This window comes from Aquimarina aggregata, from assembly GCF_001632745.1.
GTDB lineage: Bacteria > Bacteroidota > Bacteroidia > Flavobacteriales > Flavobacteriaceae > Aquimarina > Aquimarina aggregata.
In genome coordinates this window covers 202,866-224,488 of the sequence record NZ_LQRT01000001.1, presented here as the reverse complement: position 1 = coordinate 224,488, position 21,623 = coordinate 202,866, and the positions used below count along the sequence as shown (strand labels likewise).

Annotated in this window: 13 protein-coding genes; 10 read left to right on the top strand and 3 right to left on the bottom strand. The window is 31.6% G+C overall.

Annotated features, from left to right (window positions below):
* Positions 1-178: 178 nt before the first annotated feature.
* Positions 179-2,986, bottom strand: a complete 2,808-nt coding sequence (locus AWE51_RS00890) for a helix-turn-helix and ligand-binding sensor domain-containing protein (RefSeq protein ID WP_198403781.1) — start codon at positions 2,984-2,986, stop codon at positions 179-181.
* 643 nt (positions 2,987-3,629) lie between these two features.
* Between AWE51_RS00890 and AWE51_RS25990 the strand changes: the two genes are divergently transcribed.
* A complete protein-coding gene (locus AWE51_RS25990) occupies positions 3,630-5,357 on the top strand; it encodes a carbohydrate-binding protein (RefSeq protein WP_082832260.1) in 1,728 nt (575 codons plus the stop codon).
* A gap of 95 nt (positions 5,358-5,452) precedes the next feature.
* Complete coding sequence (locus AWE51_RS00880; protein WP_066308164.1) at positions 5,453-7,615, top strand: beta-1,3-glucanase family protein; 2,163 nt, start codon at positions 5,453-5,455, stop codon at positions 7,613-7,615.
* Between the two features lie 68 nt (positions 7,616-7,683).
* Here AWE51_RS00880 and AWE51_RS00875 read toward each other — a convergent pair whose 3' ends face one another.
* Positions 7,684-8,241, bottom strand: a complete 558-nt coding sequence (locus tag AWE51_RS00875) for a hypothetical protein (protein ID WP_066308162.1) — start codon at positions 8,239-8,241, stop codon at positions 7,684-7,686.
* Positions 8,242-8,532: 291 nt separating this feature from the next.
* On the opposite strand from AWE51_RS00875, the gene AWE51_RS00870 reads away from it, so the two are divergent.
* The 8 genes from AWE51_RS00870 (at position 8,533) to AWE51_RS00835 (ending at position 20,526) form a co-directional block, all read left to right on the top strand.
* Positions 8,533-10,038 carry a pyridoxal phosphate-dependent decarboxylase family protein gene (locus tag AWE51_RS00870; RefSeq protein ID WP_066308160.1) on the top strand — a complete coding sequence of 502 codons (1,506 nt, stop codon included), beginning with the start codon at positions 8,533-8,535 and terminating at the stop codon, positions 10,036-10,038.
* Positions 10,039-10,045: 7 nt separating this feature from the next.
* Positions 10,046-11,380 carry a lysine N(6)-hydroxylase/L-ornithine N(5)-oxygenase family protein gene (locus AWE51_RS00865; protein ID WP_066308157.1) on the top strand — a complete coding sequence of 445 codons (1,335 nt, stop codon included), beginning with the start codon at positions 10,046-10,048 and terminating at the stop codon, positions 11,378-11,380.
* On the top strand, positions 11,377-12,561 hold the full coding sequence (locus AWE51_RS00860) for an MFS transporter (protein ID WP_232517317.1): 1,185 nt from the start codon (positions 11,377-11,379) through the stop codon (positions 12,559-12,561). The genes AWE51_RS00865 and AWE51_RS00860 overlap by 4 nt, the downstream gene beginning before the upstream one ends.
* Before the next feature lie 5 nt (positions 12,562-12,566).
* A complete protein-coding gene (locus AWE51_RS00855; RefSeq protein WP_066308154.1) occupies positions 12,567-15,017 on the top strand; it encodes a GNAT family N-acetyltransferase in 2,451 nt (816 codons plus the stop codon).
* A gap of 16 nt (positions 15,018-15,033) precedes the next feature.
* Positions 15,034-17,478 (top strand): GNAT family N-acetyltransferase, encoded by a 2,445-nt coding sequence (locus tag AWE51_RS00850; protein ID WP_066308152.1) that lies wholly within the window; start codon positions 15,034-15,036, stop codon positions 17,476-17,478.
* 158 nt (positions 17,479-17,636) lie between these two features.
* The gene (locus AWE51_RS00845; protein ID WP_066308150.1) at positions 17,637-18,569 is read left to right on the top strand and encodes a sterol desaturase family protein; all 933 of its coding nucleotides are present in this window, start codon (positions 17,637-17,639) and stop codon (positions 18,567-18,569) included.
* 5 nt (positions 18,570-18,574) lie between these two features.
* Positions 18,575-19,693 (top strand): heparan-alpha-glucosaminide N-acetyltransferase domain-containing protein, encoded by a 1,119-nt coding sequence (locus AWE51_RS00840; RefSeq protein ID WP_066308145.1) that lies wholly within the window; start codon positions 18,575-18,577, stop codon positions 19,691-19,693.
* A gap of 2 nt (positions 19,694-19,695) precedes the next feature.
* Positions 19,696-20,526 (top strand): crotonase/enoyl-CoA hydratase family protein, encoded by an 831-nt coding sequence (locus tag AWE51_RS00835; RefSeq protein ID WP_066308530.1) that lies wholly within the window; start codon positions 19,696-19,698, stop codon positions 20,524-20,526.
* Here AWE51_RS00835 and AWE51_RS00830 read toward each other — a convergent pair.
* Positions 20,523-21,539, bottom strand: a complete 1,017-nt coding sequence (locus AWE51_RS00830; protein ID WP_099098755.1) for a helix-turn-helix transcriptional regulator — start codon at positions 21,537-21,539, stop codon at positions 20,523-20,525. The two genes, AWE51_RS00835 and AWE51_RS00830, sit on opposite strands and share 4 nt — an antisense overlap.
* Between the last annotated feature and the right edge of the window lie 84 nt (positions 21,540-21,623).

Genomic DNA, 21,623 nt, shown 5'->3' with positions numbered 1-21,623 from the left:
TTTTTTTTGATCGTTTAAATGCTTAGTAATTACGACGAACGGTTTGAGTTTTTTTCGATAATAAGTAGGTTTTGAAAGACTATTGGATATATTTGATCGATAAGTGGCAAAAATGATGATTATGTTATACGACGAGCTGAAGCTAAAGTAAATCCAATGGTTTTTTAGCGAGCTCAAGCTAAATTTCAAGAATGTAGCTTACTAAACTTTGTTTATGTTCCAAAGAAAGTTTTTTTCTTAGTCTATATCGTTTAATCTCGACACTGCGCACAGAGATGTTTAGTAAAGGAGCAATTTCTTTAGAAGATAAGTTAAGCCTTAAATAAGCACAAAATCGCAGATCATGTGGAGTTAATTTTGAATGTTTTGATTTTAGCTTTTTCAAGAAGTTTTTATCCACATTATTAAAGGCTTCTTCAAAATGTTTCCAATCATCTTTATTGTTGAGGTGTTTGTCAATGATTTTTTCTACATTTTTAAAATTTCCATCTTCAAGTGTAAACTTTTTGAGTTCTTTTTTTATAGTATTTAAAATTTCATTTTTCTTAATAATACTCATTGTAGATGTTGCAAGTTCACGATTTTTACTTTCTAAATCTTGGATCAATTTTTCATTATTCAGTTTCATGATCTCTCTTTCATTTTCTAGTTCTTTAAGTGCAAATTGTTTTTTATTTTCGGTAACCAATTTTAACTTTTGTTTTGTATAATATCGTTTGTATAAATCATGAACTAATAGCAACAAAATAAGCAATGATAAAATATAGATAGCAATAGCTAACTTCGTAAAATACCATGGTCTATCGATCCTAAACTTATATTCTAAGATATTTTTGCTTAAGGTATTACCTGTTTTAGATCTAACCATAAAGGTATATTCTCCAAAAGGTAGGTTTTCAAAAATAACTTTTGAATCAGTGGTCCAGTTGCTCCAATTATTGTAGAATCCATCTAGCTTATATTGAAATTTAGAGATAACGTATTTATTATACTCAGGAATTGTATATGAGAAAGCGATTGTATTTAGCTTATACTTAAACTGAGGTGATTTTTGTGACAATGATATGGCCTTAAAAGAAGTGTCTTTGCTTTTTATACTTATTTTATCCAGTAAAATGGTATATGCTTTAGGGTTGATCTCAGATAGATCCAATGTCATGTATCCATTAGTTCGTCCTAGTAAGTACTTGGTGTCATAAATGTGTGCTACATTTTCAAAACCAACAGTTTCTTTTCTTAAAAATCTAGGAATAGGTATTTTAATGATTCTTAATTCACCAGAAAATTGACTTTGTCTGATATGACTTATATTTTCTTTAGAAAAACCCCATAACCCATCGGTATTGTCTTTTATTAGTTTACCAATCTTATAGTTTTTACCATCCAGAACTTTATTTATAGGGTTTTCTTCTACAAAGGTTTTATTTTTTTTATCATAAAATGTTAATTGTTGTTGGTTAGAATAGATGATATTTTCTTTGTACTTGGTGATGCTAGAATTTAGTCCTCTTTCTATCAAAAAATCATTAGTTACTTCTTGTAGTTCGGTGAATTGTTCGTTAATATTGGCTTTAAAGAGACCTTTATGTTCGTGATTAATCCAAACAGTATTTTTAGAAATTTCTAAATATCTTGAGGAGTAATCAATTCCTTTAATTTTCTGTTTCAGTTTCCATGTTTTGTTTTTCTTTTCCAACAGATAAAGTCCAGTATATGTACCTTGCATTAAATATTGAGGAAACTCTTGGATAGTTTTGAAATTCCATCCCCCCGAAACTGGAGAAATCAATTCTGAAGTATTGTTATGGATAAGAAAAGTACCTGAATCATGACCACAAAATAATTTGTCATCATACACAAAAAGAGACCAAACTTGACCATTTGTACCTTCTACAAACTTAAATGGCTCTTCTTTGTCTATTTTTTTGTAAAAAACACCTTGATTAGTTCCTAAGTAAAGAAAATTTTTAAAAACACTCGAAACATACACTGTTCCAATAGTACCTTTATCATTATTAAAAAGACGAATTGGGGAATTAATATTTATACAATTAATACCATTATCAAGACCTAGCCAAATGTTATTTTCAACATCTTCAAAAATTGATAATATTGTATTGTTATTTAGACCTTTACTTTGATCAATTTGGTATATTAAATCTCCTTTTTCAGAAATATGAATAATTCCTTTGGCTATTGTACCAATAATAAAACTTTTATCTTTTAACTGTATACTGCTATATATTTTACTTTTTTTTAGTAAACTGTCTACAGGAGTTTTCCATTTTTTGATGACCTTATCTGAATACTTGTAAAATCCATGAAGACTAGTAAGTATAAGAACTCCATCATTAGTATTAGCGATATGGATTACTTTATCATTTTTAATTGGCGAAAATTTTGTTAAGAGTTTAGCCTTTCCTTTTTCTATTTTAAAGATTCCCTGGTTTTTATCTTGATAATAGATTGCACCACTAACATTAAAAATACCTAGAATACCAGTTTCAGAAGAGATGATGTTAGTTTTTTTAGTATCGATATTATATATATAGATGCTATGAAGGGATTGAAATAGAACCCAATTTTCCTGATGAACTATATGCCAAAACTCTTCATCTTCAATTAACTTTTCTTTTATAGGATCACTTAAAGAGGTGTATTCTAATGTTCCTAAATCGTTTTTTTTCCAAAAACCAAAATTCATATAACAACCTGTATATATACGATCATTAACTGCATTTACAGATCTCATTGCGGTTTTATTTGGCGTAGGGTATACATTCCAATGAGATCCATTAAATTCTAATAACCCAATAGTATTGGCCACATAGATAAATTTATTACTTGCTTGAGAGATAGACCAGTTTTGGGCTTCTGCAAGATAATTTTCTGGTAAATAATGTGCTATTGGCGGCAATTCTTGAGATGACGCAATTGTTGAAAGTAGTAGTAAATAGAATAGGTGTATCTTTTTTTGGTAGCTCAAGGTTTTAAAATACATATGAGTAGATATTAGGGTTAAGTATAACAACCAAAAGAATTAGTTTAGTATATCGAGTAAAAATTGATATACTATCGTGATGGCTTTAATATCAGAATTACAAAACAATATAGATTATAAAATTAGCTGAACAACTTAATATTGATGATAAAAGCCAAAATTTGGAAATAAATTAAGTTGGAAAATTTTATGATACAGCAAGTAAATTATAAAATGCAAAAATTACCACAACATTACCTATACAAATGTAATGTCAACCAATACAGTCTATTATCTTAAGAATGGATTAATTGTTTGATTATCATTTTTTTAACGCTTGTTTTTGAAAACGATTTAGATATACATTTTTCTTTTCTTGTTTTGTATATTTTTTGTTGTGGTAGGTTTTAATGTAGGCATATTCTTCTTCCCTAAATTTGTTAAAACCCTTAATTAGGAGATTTAAATGCTGAATAATTTGAGAAAAAGATCAACATCTCAAGAAAGAATTATTCAACATCTTTTTTTGATATAAAGAGAGAATCAAAACGATCTTAATTCATTTTTTTTAAGAACTCTGGATGCAAAAGTACAATTTGACACCGGACAATAATACCCTTAACGTAACTAACTTAATCACACAATTCATATGAAAGCAATTAAAATTTTATTCTTTATTAGTTTTTTTTTAACACTACATTCTAATGTTAGGTCTCAAAATTGGGATCTGGTTTGGCAAGACGAATTTACTAATGGAATCAGTCCAGATTGGGTCTTTGAGACCGGAAATGGTTCATCCGGATGGGGTAATAATGAATTACAATATTATCGAAGAGAAAATGCAACTGTAGAGAATGGTAATCTTATCATTACCGCTAAAAAAGAAAATTTTGGTGGATATAAATATACTTCTGCCAGAATGAAAACGCAAGGTAAAAAAAGGTTTAGATATGGTAAAATAGAAGCAAGAATAGCTTTGCCATCAGGACAAGGCTTATGGCCCGCGTTTTGGATGCTTGGTAGTAATATTTCATCTGTAGGTTGGCCAGCTTGTGGAGAAATAGATATAATGGAACACATAAATAACTCACCCGATGTTCATGGTACAATACATTGGCAGGATAATAATGGTAATTATGCTAATTATGGAGGACATACTGCTGTGAACGTAAATAATTATCATGTATATGCTATAGAGTGGAACGAAAATGAGATTAAATGGTTTATTGATGGAAATCAATATCATGAAGTTAATATCAGTAATGGTATTAATGGGACAAGTGAATTTCAGAATGAATATTTTTTATTACTCAATTTAGCAGTTGGTGGTAACTGGCCCGGATTTTCGATTGATGATGGCAAATTACCTGCTCGCATGGCAGTAGATTATGTACGCGTTTATCAAGTTAAAGATAACCCTCCTTCAACAGGAGCAGCTACTATTTACCAACATTGCTCTTATGGAGGATATGCTGTAAGTTTAGAAAAAGGCAACTATACGAGAGATCAATTAATTGGGTTAGGAGCAATAGATAATGATATTTCTTCAGTAAAAGTGAAATCGGGATATCAAGCTACGTTATACTTTGATGATAATTTTTCGGGAAAGTCAATTATAAAAACAGGTAATATTAATTGTCTTGTGAACAACGGGTTTAATGATCAAGTTACTTCTATTATTGTTTCTAAATTGGGAGATAATGGGTCTAGCCAAGTAATCGAAGCAGAAAATTATACCTCTATGTCCGGTGTTCAAAACGAAAATTGCTCAGAGGGCGGTCAAAATGTTGGGTATATTGATACCGGAGATTGGATGGCATATAACGACATTAATTTCCCTACTTCTGGAAGTTATAATATTGAGTATCGCGTGGCAAGTGCTATCAATGGAGGGAGATTATCAACTGATATTAATGCAGGAACAACTGTTTTGGGACAACTCAATATTCCAAATACGGGAGGATGGCAAAATTGGATAACGATTTCTCATTCAGTTATGATAAATGCTGGTACCTATCCTTTGGGGATATATGCAGTTTCTGGAGGGTTTAATGTGAATTGGATAAAAATAACAAAAGAAACCAATAAGAAAACTTTTGATTCAATTTCAATCCACAATCAAAAATTAACTCAAGAAGAAAAGAAACTAAGTACTACTTCGGTATACCCAAATCCTTTTACAGATGTGATTCAATTAGACTTTAATGCAAATACGGCAAATATTGTTATTCATGATAACTTGGGCCATACTATGATTCCTTCAAAAAATATTGCATCTGGAAAAACAATTAACCTTTCTAGTCTTAAAAAAGGAGTGTATCTAATTACGATAGAAATAGATGGACTTAAAGAAATAAAGAGAATAGTTAAGAAATAATTTCTATTTGTAATAAAAATCTCTCATTTATTCTATTAATAAGTGCAGACACTTAGATCTTAAAACCAATCAACATAAATTTAAAATGCAAGAAAATGAAAACCAATTATAATACCATTGAAAAGAATACTATAATAATAGTATTAATCGGATTACTGATTTCATTTGGGACCGTACTTCAGGCACAAACTTTACCTTATGAAATTATTAATAATTCAGAATACTCAGACGACGAACTGTATGTCGCTATTGTGGGAATAACAGACGGTCATGTGTGGGTTGATGCCGCTACTGGGCAAGTAAATCGAATGGATAGATCTGATAATACTGTTCAGGGACCTGTAATTGATGGTAATCAAGGTCCAGGAGAGAATGGAAAATATGCCAATTGTTTTCGTCGATTAAGTGATATTCCAAATAAAACAGTCCAGATTCCTAAGATTGCAGGGTGTCGAATTATGATTTCATTTAAAGACCAATTATATCTTTACTTTTTTGGACATTCAGGCGCTCCTAGTGGATATTCTGCTCCGAATCTTGCAAATCCAACAGATCCGAATCAAGGAATCAAATTCGAATTAATCGAGCTTACGTATAATGATATAGGTCTTTGGTGTAATACATCTAGAGTAGATTCTTATCAATATCCTATGGGGCTTGAAGTTTGGGGAGATAATTTTTATAAAAAAGTAGGAGAATTAAAGAAACACAATGATATTTTAAATCAGTGGCAAGAATCTGCCCCTAGTGATTTTAAAAGCCTATTAAATCCGTCAGAAAGCATAATTCATTTTCCAACAAAAGTAGAAACGTTTCCTAAAAACTTTATGGATGGTTATATTAATGATATTTGGTCTAAGTATTCAAATCAAGAACTTGCTTTTACATCAGATGCTGGTATTTGGAGAGGAAAAGTAGAAGAAGGCAATCGATTTGTGTTTAGACGGGATAGTGATGGTCAGATCGGTACTATTTCAGGAAAACCAACGACAATCGAGGCAATGGAAGGAAGCGGGGTAATGGCCTCAGGACAACGATGGGATTTGGTAGTACAATCACAAATGGTAGCGGCGATCACGCGACATGCAGTTGATCTTAATGTACCATCTGGAGTATTGCAAGATTTTGGGGATACGTCCAAATATTATCAAACATGGCCATACAATTGGTATTCTAAATTTTTTCATCAGACCGATATTAGTTTTGAAAGTCAAACATATACGTTTGCCTATGATGATGTGTATAATCAATCAGCAACAATACATACGCCAAAGCCTGAGAATATAAAAATAACTATAGGTGGTCTTATTGGAAGTACAGATCCTAACCCCCCAACAGGAGTAGCTACGATATATCAACATTGCTCGTATGGTGGATATGCTGTAGGATTAGATGAGGGTAGGTATACAAGAAGTCAGTTACTAGCATTAGGAGTGGGAGATGATGATATATCTTCAGTAAAAGTACAAGTTGGGTATCAAGCTATACTATATTTCGATGATAATTTTACAGGCACTTCAATTGTAAAAACAGGAGATACAAATTGTCTTGTTGATGATGGCTTTAATGATCAAGTAACTTCTATTATCATTTCTAAAGCCAGCACGGGAGGATATAGTCAGGTAATTGAAGCAGAAAACTATCTTTATATGTCTGGTGTTCAGAATGAAAATTGTTCAGAAGGAGGACAAAATGTTGGATATATTGATAAAGATGATTGGTTAGTTTGGGATATCAATATTCCTGTACGTGGATCATATACTGTTGAATATCGGGTAGCAAGTCCAAATAGTACTGGAATGATCCAATTAGAACAAGCGGGAGGAGCTTCAGTTTTTGGAACACGTACAGTGCCTAATACCGGAGGATGGCAGAACTGGACTACAATTGCACATGTGGTTACATTAGATGCAGGACAGCAAGAGATCGCAATCAAGGCAATAACTGGAGGTTGGAATATTAATTGGCTCAAAGTTAGTAGCAGTGCTAAGATGTTGAATGAGATTGATGCCAACAAGGCTAAAAAACAAGAATGGGTAATTTACCCTAACCCTTTTACAAATGAGATTAGCTTAGATTTTGTAGGTAAAGATGCAAGTATTACCATTTTTGACACTTTGGGACATGAGATAGTACCTGTTACTATGATTAATAGAAATAAGCCTGTAATACTTTCTAATCTTAGTAAAGGAGTATATATTGTTAGAATCAATATTGATGGCAAAGTTTCAACAAAGCAGTTAATTAAGACAAATTAAAAACATACTAAAATCATACAAGGTTCTCAATAAATAGAGAACCTTGTATGATTTTTAACTCAACATTATTATTTACATGGTTTGCCATAGGCACGATATTTCCATAGTAAATAGTCTGTACCATCGGTATAAAAGTAATAGCCTTTATCTTTAGCTTTAGACCATTTTCTATACTTCCACCCATATTTTTGCCGTGCTTTCTTTGACCAAGACATTCTAGCTCTGGATCTTCCAAGTGCCTTAATTCTTGAATGCGTTAATCGGCTTACGACATTTGATTTACAGTTGCTTCCTGCTTTTGCATAATCATCTTCGAAATTTGTTTTTGGGTCGATACCTCTTAAGCCTTCTTTTATTTCTTCTTCAAGTAAAGCTCTCTCTCTATCATTAGTATTTCTAAGGCTTTTTTCAAATTCTGAGTAACTCATGATATCAGGATCTTCAATATCTCTTAAAACCGTAACAAAATTAGCATACAAAGCAGATACAGAAGCTTTGTTTTGATCAGTTAGCTCTTGGGTTACTGGTGATTGCTCCTCTAAGGTAGCATCATGTTCGCAGGCATAAAAGATGAATGAAGCTAGAAATACAAAGAAGTATTTTTTTAAGTTGATTGGTGTTCTCATGTTTTTATTTTTTTAGAATTGGCTCAAAAGTATATGCAGCTACATTTTAAAAGTCCGAAATCTTTGAATTTCAAAGATTTCGGACTTTATATCAGGTTTTTACCCCTAATAAAAATGAACAAATAGAGATTTGTTCTTAATTGTTTTTAAAAAAAGATGATTTATAAATTTTAGTATAAGAAACTCCTAAATTCATTTCTACGTCATTTTTTATCCTAGATACGTCATCATTTTATTTTTATAAGGTTCTATTTTCGCAAAGCTTATTTAGATCAAATAAAAATAAAAAATATGCTCCTAGAAACTCAAACTGACTTAATATCCAATGTTGACATTGATCACTTTTTCGATGCGCATTCCAAATACACCTATGAAGAATATGCTCAGAAGGCAATTCAGTATGTATCTTCTTTTTTGAATACCAATAAATTCTTTAGTGGTGAATCACCAAGTAATTTAAGGTCTAAAGTAGATTTAATTAAGGCAGATGCTAACATTAAGTTATCAATAGATGAAGCACTTTTAGAAATTAAAGAACTGTATCTTGATCATACAATCGCATTTCATCATCCAAATTATGTTGCACACCTAAATTGTCCAGTTCTTCTTCCTGCGTTAATAGGAGATTTTATAGCATCTTCGGTTAACACAGCTGTTGAAACGTGGGATCAAAGTACCTCGGCCACATTAATTGAACAGGAAATGATTAGGTGGATTACTTCTAAAATGGGGTTGCCTTCTTCATCAGATGGAGTATTTACCAGTGGCGGAACCCAATCGAACTTTATGGCATTGCTCATGGCAAGAGATCACTACGCTTTTAAGCATTATGGACTAAACCTTAAAGAAAACGGATGGTCAGATGTTGTCGGTAAATTTCGATTCTTTTGCTCAGAAAAATCACATTTTAGTATTAAAAAAAATGCAGCCCTTATGGGGATGGGGTATGATGCTGTAATTCCTATTGCAACCGATGAACGAATGAAAATGAAGCCCAATGCTTTAGTACAGGCAATAGAAAAAGAAAAACAATTAGGTAATATTCCAATTGCAATTATAGGTACAGCAGGAACAACGGATTTTGGAAGCTTTGACCCCTTATCTACTATTTCGAAAATTGCAAAAGAATACGACATCTGGTTTCATGTAGATGGTGCTTATGGTGGCTGTTATGTACTTACCGATACTCATAAGCATCTATTTAATGGAATTGAATTGGCAGACTCCATTACGATTGATTTTCATAAAACAATGTTTCAACCCGTTTGTTCTAGTGCTTTTTTAACAAGAGATACTAAACACTTTAAGTACATATCCTATTATGCCGATTATCTAAATCCTTTAGAACATAGAGATGAAGAGTGCCCAAACCTAATCGAAAAATCAATTCAGACTACCCGTAGATTCGATGCACTAAAATTATGGTTTACGTTAAAGATGACGACCGAAAAAACTATTGGTTCTTTTCTTGAAAAAGTACATTGGCTCGCATTAGATCTATACCATAGTATTAAAGATGACGATAACTTTGAAATCGCTCATAAACCAGAACTAAGCACACTAGTTTTTCGATATAAAGCAAATGGAGTAGAAGAAGATACAATTCATAATACGATAAATCTATACATCAAAAATACATTGTTTAAATCAGGTCAAGCCTCTATTGCAAGTACAAAATTAAATGATAAAACTTACTTGAAATTTACATTACTCAACCCTAAGAGTACTATAAATGACTTATTAAGCATCATTGCAATGATTAAGGAAACCGGTAATAATTATAAATCAAGTAACTAATTGGATTATGAAACTGAAAAAAGAAACAATATTAGACTTTATAGCTATTGGAGTAGGACCTTTTAATTTAGGTTTAGCATGTTTAACAGATACAATTACCGATGTAAACGGGATTTTCCTAGATAAAAAAGAAAAATTTGATTGGCATCCTGGCATGTTACTAGAAGATACCACCTTGCAAATCCCATTTATGGCAGATTTAGTTACTCTCGCTGATCCAACAAATCCATATAGTTTTCTAAATTATAGTAAAGAACAAGGACGAATTTACTCCTTTTACATACGAGAAAACTTCTTATTACTTCGAAATGAATATAATCATTACTGTCAATGGGCAATCCAGAAATTATCTAATGTTTATTTTCAGACAGAAGTCACAGAAATAGTATATAATGAAGAAGAAGAGTATTACGTAGTGTTTTCAAGATGTACAAAAACTAATGAACAAAAAGTATATAAAACACGTAAGTTAGTATTAGGGACAGGAACGCAGCCCATAGTGCCAAGTTGTTGTAGAGATTTAAAAGGAAAAGCAATTCATTCTTCATCTTACCTTAATCATAAAGCAAGCCTACAGTCTAAAAAATCAATTACTGTTATGGGCAGCGGCCAAAGTGCTGCTGAGATATTTTATGACTTGCTTCAAGATATTGATAATAAAGGGTACGAATTAAATTGGATCACACGATCTCCTCGGTTTTTTCCTTTAGAATATGCAAAACTGACTTTAGAGATGACATCTCCTGAGTATGTGGATTACTTCTATAGTTTACCTGCTGAAAAACGTGATGGCCTTATTAAAAATCAAAAACATCTATATAAAGGCATAAATCAGGATTTAATTGCTAATATTTTTGATTTGATATACACCAAGCAGCTTATGACTAAGGTAAACATTAACCTTAGAACGAATTCTGAATTGCAAAAAGCTACATATGATGATACTTCAGAGAATTTTCATTTAGAAGTACATCAACATGAAGAAGACAAATATTACCGTCATGAAACTGAAAGTCTCGTATTAGCCACTGGATATGAATATCAAGAACCTCAGTTTACTCAAGGGATAACAGATCGTATTGCCAGGGATAAAAAAGGAAGGTTTGATGTACATCGTAACTATGCGATTGATCATAAGGGTACGGATATTTTTGTGCAAAACGTAGAACTACACACCCACGGATTTGTTACTCCTGATTTAGGAATGGCTTGTTATCGTAATTCATATATCATTAAAGAACTTACAGGAAAAGAATATTATCCAATCGAAAAACGAATTGCTTTTCAACAATTTGAAGTTACAAAAGAGGAAGAAATAAAGGTAGAACACGCTGTTGTATGAAACGATTTCTAATCATTATGACATTAGTAGCAGTAGTAAGTGATTATTTACTTCATCCTTTCTATCCAGAATTTTTTGAAACTCGTTTTGGTGTTTCAAACCCTAAGTATGTGGGGTATTATTTTGCAGCCATTTGTTTTATGGTAATGATTGCATTTCCGATTTGGGCCTACATTTCTAAAAGGATAGAAGAACTAAGGATCTTAGTATATACGCAATGCATTGCAGGAATGTTAGCACTCTGTTGTTATTGGACAACTTCATACATCAACTTTTGGATCATATCCTTAGTTATGATTTTATTTAAAGGCAGCTATTTGTTAGTGTATCCATATATCTTGAAAATTATCACCAAAAAAGAACATCCAGATACAATTGGATTATTGTCTGTTGTGGTGCATTTAGGGGGTATTTTGGGTGCAGTTATTGGGGGGTTAACGGTGGATTTAGTAAATGCTAGTTATATTTTTTTAATTATGGCAGCGGGTGACTTTATCCAAATGGGGATGAGTTATTATATGTTAACTAGTAAAGAGTATCATACTGCAAAACCTATTCCTGTACATGAAGATCATGCTCCGCATAAGACAAGAAAAATACCAAAAGGATTCATACTTAAAATAGGTGTTATAACCATGATTCTCTATTTCAGTGATTTTCTAATTCGCCCTTTTTTTGCAAGCTATTGGGAGAATATTTCAGGATACGATTCAAAATTTCTTTCAGGAACAATGTATGCAATTCCAGGATTTGTAGCACTTATAGCCCTGTGGGTAAATTCGAAAAAAAAATCAGGAAATAATGGATTTCAAGGTGTTATTTCCATATTACTACTAGGTGTTTTGGGATTGTTATTGCAAGGTACACCTGTTTTAAGTGTTGTAATTATAGGTAGGATTATATATGGCTGGGCCATTTTTCAAGGGGTAGTAAAATTTGATGTTTTGCTATTTAAATTTAGTACCCCAGAATCATACGCAATTGACTATAGTAAAGTTCATTTTTTCCAAAACTTTGGGGTCCTAGTATCATCCTTTTTTGTTGGAATAGTAGTCGAAAACCAAGGATTAAAGATTCCATTTTTTATTGCTTTAGCTGGTTTTGTTGTCACTTTGGTACTTTACTATTTGCTCTTCAATTTAGAAATGAAACTAGCCGTAAAAAGATTGGTAAAAACATGAGATTCATGACAGAGTTTAACCACAAAAATATAACTACTAACAAACAGTATTTGTTTTCTAAATCTATTGAAGGTTTAGGAGAAATAAAAATAAGACGGTTTAGGATAACTGATGATAGTAGTTTATTACACCAATGGGTTAATATGGATTATGCCATTTTTTGGGGAATGCAAGGTTTTTCATTACAAGAAGTAGAACTTGAGTATGCCAAGTTAATGCAACCTGACCATTATGATGTATTTATAGGAGTTTATAAAGATCAACCCGTTTTTTTATTAGAACGATACGATCCACAACAAGATGATATCAAAAACTTCTATAAACCTCAAAATGATGATTGTGGGGTTCATATTATAGTAGCCCCTCCAGTAGTTCAAATACCAAATTTTACTTGGTATTTATTTAATACAATAATGGATTTTGTGTTTAAAGATTTAAATATAAATAGAATATTAATTGAGCCTGATATAAGAAACAAAAAGATGTTTGCCTTATGCCAACGAATAGGATTTCGGTTAGATAAAATAGTCGAGTTACCACATAAAACTGCACAATTGGCTTTTTTGTCAAGAGAGCAATATAAAAAACACATAGTAGTACCACAAATCAATAAAAGAAGTGCAATGAATACCTTAGATAATTCAGTTTCTCCTCAACAATCTATTGCCCATTTGCAACCAGAAGTATGGGTAAAAGTAAATACATTATTTATCACTAAAGCAATTTGTGAATTCAATCATGAATTGCTTATCAAACCTGAGATTTTAGATACACTAGAAGGAGGTTGGAATAGTTATGTTTTAAAATCTGATGTTCCTACAATACACTATCAATTTCTTGCAAAACCATTGGCATTAAATCACCTATGGATAGATCAATCATCAATTAAAAAATATGAACAAAGTGAATCTGTAAAGCTAGATGGAGTTTTATTTATAAAAGAATTCAGGAAACAACTTGGTATTAAGAATGATCAAATGCCGGTGTATTTAGAGGAGGTTATAAGTACATTATATGGTAGTGCTTTTAAGTATCTAAAAGGAAACCCAAAAGTAAACGAATTAGTTAATGCAGATTTTCAAACTATTGAACAATCTATGACGGAGGGGCATCCTGGATTTGTTGCTAATAATGGCCGTATTGGATTTGATAGTAGTGACTATAGAGCTTATGCTCCAGAGGCAGGAAATTCCTTTTCTATCGTATGGTTAGCAGGGCATAAAAATTGTACCGTTTATTCTGCAACCAAAGATTTACCATATCAAAAATTAATTGAACAAGAATTAGATAGTGATTCCATTAATACATTTCAGAATATAATAAAGAAAAGAGGTTTAAACCCGGATGATTATTTTTTGATTCCAATGCACCCTTGGCAATGGTTTAATAAATTAGCAAATATATTTTCTCCAGAAATAGCGACAGAAAACCTTATTTGTTTGGGGTATGGTCCGGATCAGTATTTCGCACAGCAATCAATAAGAACTTTATTTAATAGTACAAACCCACATAAGTTTTATACCAAGACTGCATTATCAATTTTAAACATGGGATTTATGAGAGGCTTGCCATTGTATTATTTAGGTACAGCACCCAAGATGGCTATTTGGTTAAATGAGTTGTTATATAATGATCCGTTTATTGAGGAAACAGGATTTAAAATGCTTGGTGAGATTGCATCAATTAGTTATGTAAATCCTTATTTCGAAGAGTTTGGTGGGCATAATGATTATAATAAAATGTTAGCATCATTATGGAGAGAAAGCCCAGTAAATTTTATTAAAGATGAACAACAATTAATGACAATGGCAGCCTTTTTACATATAGATCATTGTGGAGAAGCATTATTGCCAAAAATAATTAAGAAGTCTGGATTATCTACAAAAAGGTGGTTAAGCAAATACTTTAAAGCTTATTTAAGTCCCTTACTACATTGCTTTTATCATTTTGACTTAGTGTTTATGCCACATGGCGAAAACCTAATCATGGTATTAGAAAATCATGTTCCGGTAAAAGCATTATTAAAAGATATTACTGAAGAGGCCTGTATCCTTAATCCTGAAGTTGTTTTACCAAAATCTTTAAAAAGAATGTATGCATCTGTGCCCGAAGATGTAAAACTACTTTCAATATTCACAGATATTTTTGACGGCTTCTTTAGGTTCATGTCTCATATTTTAGTTGAGCATGCAAACTTTACAGAAATACAGTTTTGGGAGACAGTAGCCGAAAATATTTATGAGTATCAAGATCGTTACCCTGAACAGGAAGAAAAATTTAAGCGCTATGATCTATTTGCTCCTGATTTTCATTTGTCTTGTTTAAATAGGCTTCAATTAAACAACAATAAACAAATGATAGACCTTGACGACCCAGTAGCTTTATTGCAGTTTATGGGCAAATTAAAAAACCCTATTGCCGCATATAAAAGAGACAAAACAAAGGTAATATCTTAATAAAGATTGTGTAAAAATGAAAGATACTTTAAATATATCAAATGCGGTTTACTCTAGATCAATAGACAATTTTGGCACTATTTATTTAAGACATCTTGATTTTGAAAGAGATCTTAAAATCATTCATGATTGGGTAACAAGGCCATATGCTTCCTATTGGGGAATGCAAAACAAATCTCTTGAAGATGTTCAGACAGAATATGCAAAATTAGTTTCCATTAAAAATTATGATGTTTTTATCGGAACCTGGAACGACGAACCTATTTTCTTGATGGAAAAATATAAAGCTTCTAATGATCGAATATCTCAATATTATGATGTAGAAGATTCAGACTACGGCATGCACATTCTGGTAGCTCCTCCTAAACATAAAATCTCTGGTTTTACATGGAATGTGTTTAGTACAGTAATAGAATACTTTTTCTCTCAACCTTATATCAATAGAATAGTTGTAGAACCTGATACTGCGAATAAAAAAATTCATGTTTTAAATAAAAAAGCAGGTTTCTCATACCATAAAGAAATTGAATTACCCGAAAAGCGAGCAGCGTTAGCATTTTGCGATAGAAAACAATTCAATGAAGCTAAAAGATATTTACGCACAAAACTATTACCAACCAACTTAAACACCAATACCGATACCCAATCTGCCATGACCCATCTAAATCCCCAAATATGGAAAAAAGCCAACATAGCCTTAGTCTGTAAAGCTATTGGCGAATTTGCCCATGAACTTATATTGGTTCCTAAAAAAATTAATAGGGGAGAGCACTTTAATGCATATCGTTTGGTTGCCGATATCCCCGAAATATACTATGAATTTAATGCAAAGATAAGATCTCTAGATCATTGGGATATTCAAGAAGGTTCAATTACAAAATATAACAATGGTAAGTCAAAAAAAATAGATGCTTTTGAATTTATTGTAGAGTTCAGAAATACACTAAAAATATCCGAGCATTTATTGCCAAATTATTTGGAAGAAATTTCAAGTACACTTTTTAGTGCTGCATATAAATTAGAAAATCAAGAATTTTCATCTAAAGAATTAGTAAAGTGTTCTTTTCAGCTAATAGAACATGCAATGACAGAGGGACACCCATGTTTTGTTGCTAATAATGGTCGGATCGGATTTACCGGCGAAGACTATATGAAATATGCCCCAGAAACTAATCAACCATTTAAATTAATATGGCTTGCCGGACATAAAAGTAAAACAACATATACAGCCACAAAAAAATATGAATATAAATCACTAATGCATAAAGAACTTGGTGTGAGTACTATCGCAAGATTTAATTCAAAATTAGAAGCAAAAGGATTAGATTTTGAATCGTATATATTTATTCCGGTGCATCCCTGGCAATGGAATAACAAAATTCTGCAAATTTTTTCTGCAGATATAGCAGATCAAAATCTTGTTTTTTTAGGAGAGAGTGAAGATAAGTACACCGCTCAACAGTCGATACGAACATTGTATAATGTGAGTAACCCTAAGAAGATGTACACAAAAACCGCGCTATCCATTCTCAATATGGGTTTTATGAGAGGTCTTTCCCCTTATTATATGAAAAGTACTCCGCATATAACCGACTGGATTACTAAGCTGTTGGCAAATGATAATTACTTGATTGAAAATGGTTTTTGCATGTTAGGTGAGGTTGCAACTGTAGGTTTTCAAAATACCTATTACGAAGTACTTGGTAAAACAAATGCGCATAACAAAATGTTGTCGGCTTTATGGAGAGAGAGCCCACATTGTAAAGTTACAAATAGTCAACAGTTAATGACTATGGCTGCTTTGTTGCACACTGATAAAAATGAAGGTTCTTTACTGGTAGCATTTATAAACTCATCACCTTTTAATACAACAATGTGGTTACAAAAATACTTGGATGCATATCTAAGTCCATTATTACATTGTTTTTACGCATACGGGTTTGTTTTTATGCCTCATGGCGAAAATATAATCATGGTCTTAGAAAATAACACTCCAGTTAAAATTCTTATGAAAGATATAACCGAAGAAGTTATTGTTTTTAATCCAGAACTAGACCTACCGGCAAAGGTAAAACGACTGTATACCGAAACTTCAGACAGAATGAAAACTCTTACGATTTTTACAGATGTATTTGATTGTTTTTTCAGATTTATGAGTTCGATTTTAGAAAAAAACTTAGACTATTCAGAAGACTTATTTTGGGAGCAAGTGGCAAAATGTATTCATACATATCAAGCCCGTTATCCGCAATTGCAATCAAGCTTTGAGAGATATGATCTTTTTGTTTCTGAGTTTGATAGGTGTTGTCTTAATAGATTACAATTAAAGAATACTAAACAAATGCTAGATCTTACTGATCCTATCGAAAGCCTTGAATTAGTAGGGACATTAAAGAATCCAATTGCAAAGTTTAGAAATAAATTATCAAATAATGTTGAAAAAGAATTTCAAAAGCTCTAAAGGTAGAGATAATCAGAATTTAAAGCAGCAAATTGATAAAGGCAAAAAACTAAACTAACAAAACTAATTACCAAAGCTTTTAAGGAACATGAAAAGACAATCCGAACGGTCACTAACGAGAGAAATTAAAAATTTAGAAAAACAAAACGATAATAGATATGAATGACTGGATTCAGCTACTGTTCTCTAAGTTTAAAAGTGTTTCAGGGGTTCTTATTATAATATTAGTTATTGTAGAATGGAGTATTCTTTTTTTTACCAGAAAAATAGAAAGTAATAAAGAAGGTTTTGTAAATATTTTGTCATACGTATTACAGACTATACCGTATGTTTTTTTTGGTAAAGTCCTAATTTTAGGAACAATGATGTGGGTATATGAATATCGTCTATTTACATTAGGATATAACTGGTATATATGGGTTTTAGCTTATTTTGTATATGATTTTATGTTTTATGTACTGCATTATATAGGGCATAAAGTTCGTTTTTTTTGGTGCATACATGGTGTACATCATACCGCAGAAGAGATGAAGTTAACCGTGGCTGTAAGAGGATCTTTTCTTATTTTCTTACATATGCCGCATACCGTTTTATGGCTTCCAATTTTTGGTTTTGATCCTTTTATGATTTTTATTATCGAATTAATCGCCGCTTTATATGGTTTATATGAACATGCAAGCGAAAAATTGGTTGGTAGACATGTTTGGTTAGAGCATATTTTGATTACTCCTTCTCTACATAGAGTACATCATGCAAAAAATCACAAATATCTTGACACAAATTACGGAGAAACATTTTCTATTTGGGATAGGATGTTCGGTACTCTTCAAAAAGAATTAGATAGTGATAAACCAATATACGGACTTATGGGAGATAGCATAGACAGTAAAAGTATATGGCAAATACAAGTAGTATTATGGACAGAACTTTGGAGAGATATTAATAATGCTTCAAAATGGACTGATAAAGTTAAGTACATTTTTATGTATCCTGGATGGAATCACATTGACGGAGGGAAAAAAGCAACAGAGTATAGGCTAGAGGCCTTATTAAAAGATGCTGTTAACAAAAAACAGAACGTTACAAATTAATAATAATGGATAAAACAACAAATCGAATATTAGCAATAGACCTAGCACGTGGGATAAGTGTATTAATGGTAGTTATAGTACATACACTTTGGATTTATGGAGATATACACACGCAATCCGAGACATGGTTGGGGTCCATTATTCATCTTATAGGAAAAGGAACTCCTATGTTTTTAATAGCAATGGGGGTGTCATTTACCTTATCGCGAAATCAAAGCATAATACTTTCTATAAAAAGGGCCTTGTATATTTTGGGGATAGGGTATTTTATGAATTTCATGAAATTTATTTTACCTGTTTTGGTGGATACTGTACCCGATAATTTTATAGCGGCCTATGGCTGGACAAAACCAGTGACTCTAGATAATATGTTATATATGCTAGGAACAGGTGACATTTTACAATTAGCAGGGGTTTCTTTGCTATTTATGGGAATCATTAATCGATTTTCAAAAAACAAATTTGTACCCGTTTTACTGGCATTAATTATAGCAGTATTTTCAAAAGAAATACATGGTTTTCGATTAGGGATAAAAGGTGTTGATTACATTTTAGATTTATTATGGGGTGCAGAGTGGAATGTTTATTTTGCTTTATTTCCTTGGTTTTCTTTTATCCTTATAGGTATGTTCTTTGGGATGTGGTACAAAGAGCAAAATAAGAGCAATAGATATTTATTTAACAGAATGGGGATTGCAGGGATTGTATTAATGCTCTTAGGAGGAGGGCTGTGTATCTATAATTTTACATATCATTTCGGAGATTATTTTCATTTAGGACCTGGCGGGACAATTTATTTAGCCGGTTTTAATTTAACGTTACTATGGCTAACCAATCTCTTGGTTACTAGAATAAAGAAAAATAAGGTTTTTGAGTTTTTTTACTATTGCAGTAAACGCGTGACCACTATTTATGTGATCCAATGGATTATTATTTGTTGGGGGATGGGATTTTTAGGATATCAACAGTTCGGTGTGACCGGTGTATTGGTACTTATTCCTATTAGTATATTGGTAACATTAGGTATTCAAAAAATAGTGCTTGATAGTTGGTTAATGTCAAAAGGTTCTAAAAGACAAAGCATCAAAAATTCTAAAAAAGAAGCAATAGTTCAAAAAACATGATTATGCGAGAATTTGATTGTATTACAGTAGATTATTTTAAACATGAAGAGCTTTTGTTATGGAAAATAAAAGATACAGGAATGCCAAACTTTTGTTTAAAAGGACTTCAAGAGTTTAAAGAATTTAGTGAATGGGTGCAAGATTTTTTTTCTCATCCAAATCGTCCTTTGAAATTTATAGTATCAGCCTCTGAGCATAAAGGAGTCTATAATATGGGAGGTGATTTACCATTTTTTTTGAATAATATTAAAAATAAGAATATTAGTAAATTACAAGAATATGCGCATTTATGTATCGATGCGATGTATACCATGTACACCTCTTTTAATTTACCAGTGATTACAGTTGCCCTATTAGAAGGCAATGCCTACGGAGGAGGGTTTGAATTTGCGCTTGCCCATGACTTTATGATAGCGACAGAAGGAGTTAAATTAGGATTACCTGAAAATAAATTTAATTTATTTCCAGGAATGGGAGCTTACAGTCTGCTATTTCGTAAATTAAATACCGTAGATGCTGATAGAATTATCCGCAGTGGAAAAGTATTTAATGCTAGATATTTTGAATCATTGGGGCTTATCAATACAATAGCAGAAAAAGAATCGGCTACGGTGGGATTACATAGTTTGGCAAAAAAACTTAATGAAAGATTTAATTTTGAATATTACCATAGTATTTGTAAGAAAAAGGTTTTTCCCTTAAAAAAAGAAGAACTAATCGAGATTACCGATGTTTGGGTGGATGCATGTATGAAAATTAGTAATTTAGACCTTCGCAGAATGGAGATTTTAGCCAAAGCACAATTTCGAAAGTCAAAAGTTTTAATCAATTAATTTTTTTCAGAAATACCCTTGTCTCTGTATTTTTTTGGAGTAATACCCGCTATTTTTTTAAATGCAGCCGTAAAGTGTGTAGAATTTTTATATCCTACATGTTCTGAAATTTCATAAATAGGTTTCGAACTGTGATGTAAAAGCTCTTTGGCTTTATTCATACGTTGTTCGGTAGCATATTCAAAAATTGTTTGACCAAAAACTCTTTTAAATTCCTTTTTTAATACAAAATCATTTAATCCAATTTTTCTAGCTAATAATGGTATCGAATATTGTATAGAAAGATCTGAAGAAATTAAAAATTGTGTTTGATATAGTTTTTTAATGAGGTGATCTGTTTGAATTGAAACTTTTGGATTAGAGACTTTTTTTGAGTCAAGTTTTAATGCGATTAATTCTAAGGTTTTAGATTCTAAAAATAAACGTTTTAATAATCCTTTACGTTGGTCTAGTAAAATTTGAGTTAATATTTCCTGAGTTTTTGTACACAAAGGCATTGTAAAACCATTTTGTAGATTTTTTAATGCGAATCGTTCAAGAATATTATAAGATTCATTAAGACGGTGCCTTTGGATAAATGTAGTATCCATTCTAATTTTTATCTCTTTTAAACGTTTGCGTTTATGATAAGCAATAGAGCCACTTACTTCAGGAACATATATAAGATAACATTCTTGACTTTCATAAATGATGTCATTAGTATTGTTATCAATAGAGATGATCTGTTCTCCTTCTATTAAAAAAGAAAGTTCTAAGAATTGTTTAGATAAATAACCATGAATTACAAAGTCTTTTTTTAAAATAGCATCAAATAGACTTATATGCAACCCATCAAATTGATGATATTCAAAATATCCAACTCCATAGGTATCTAAAAATTTAAATTTTTTTGAAATAAGCCCACACTCTTCTTGAGTTGTTAATAATTGAGAGATAGCGTATAGACTACATTTGTTTTTCAGGTTTTTGGTTTCGGTTTTAAGCGACGTTTTTTTACGTCTTTTTTTATCCATAATACGTCATTTTTCTCTTTCTGTAGACAGTAATTTTGCAACTAAGTTTATTTAGACCAAATATAAATAATAATTATAAAGTCT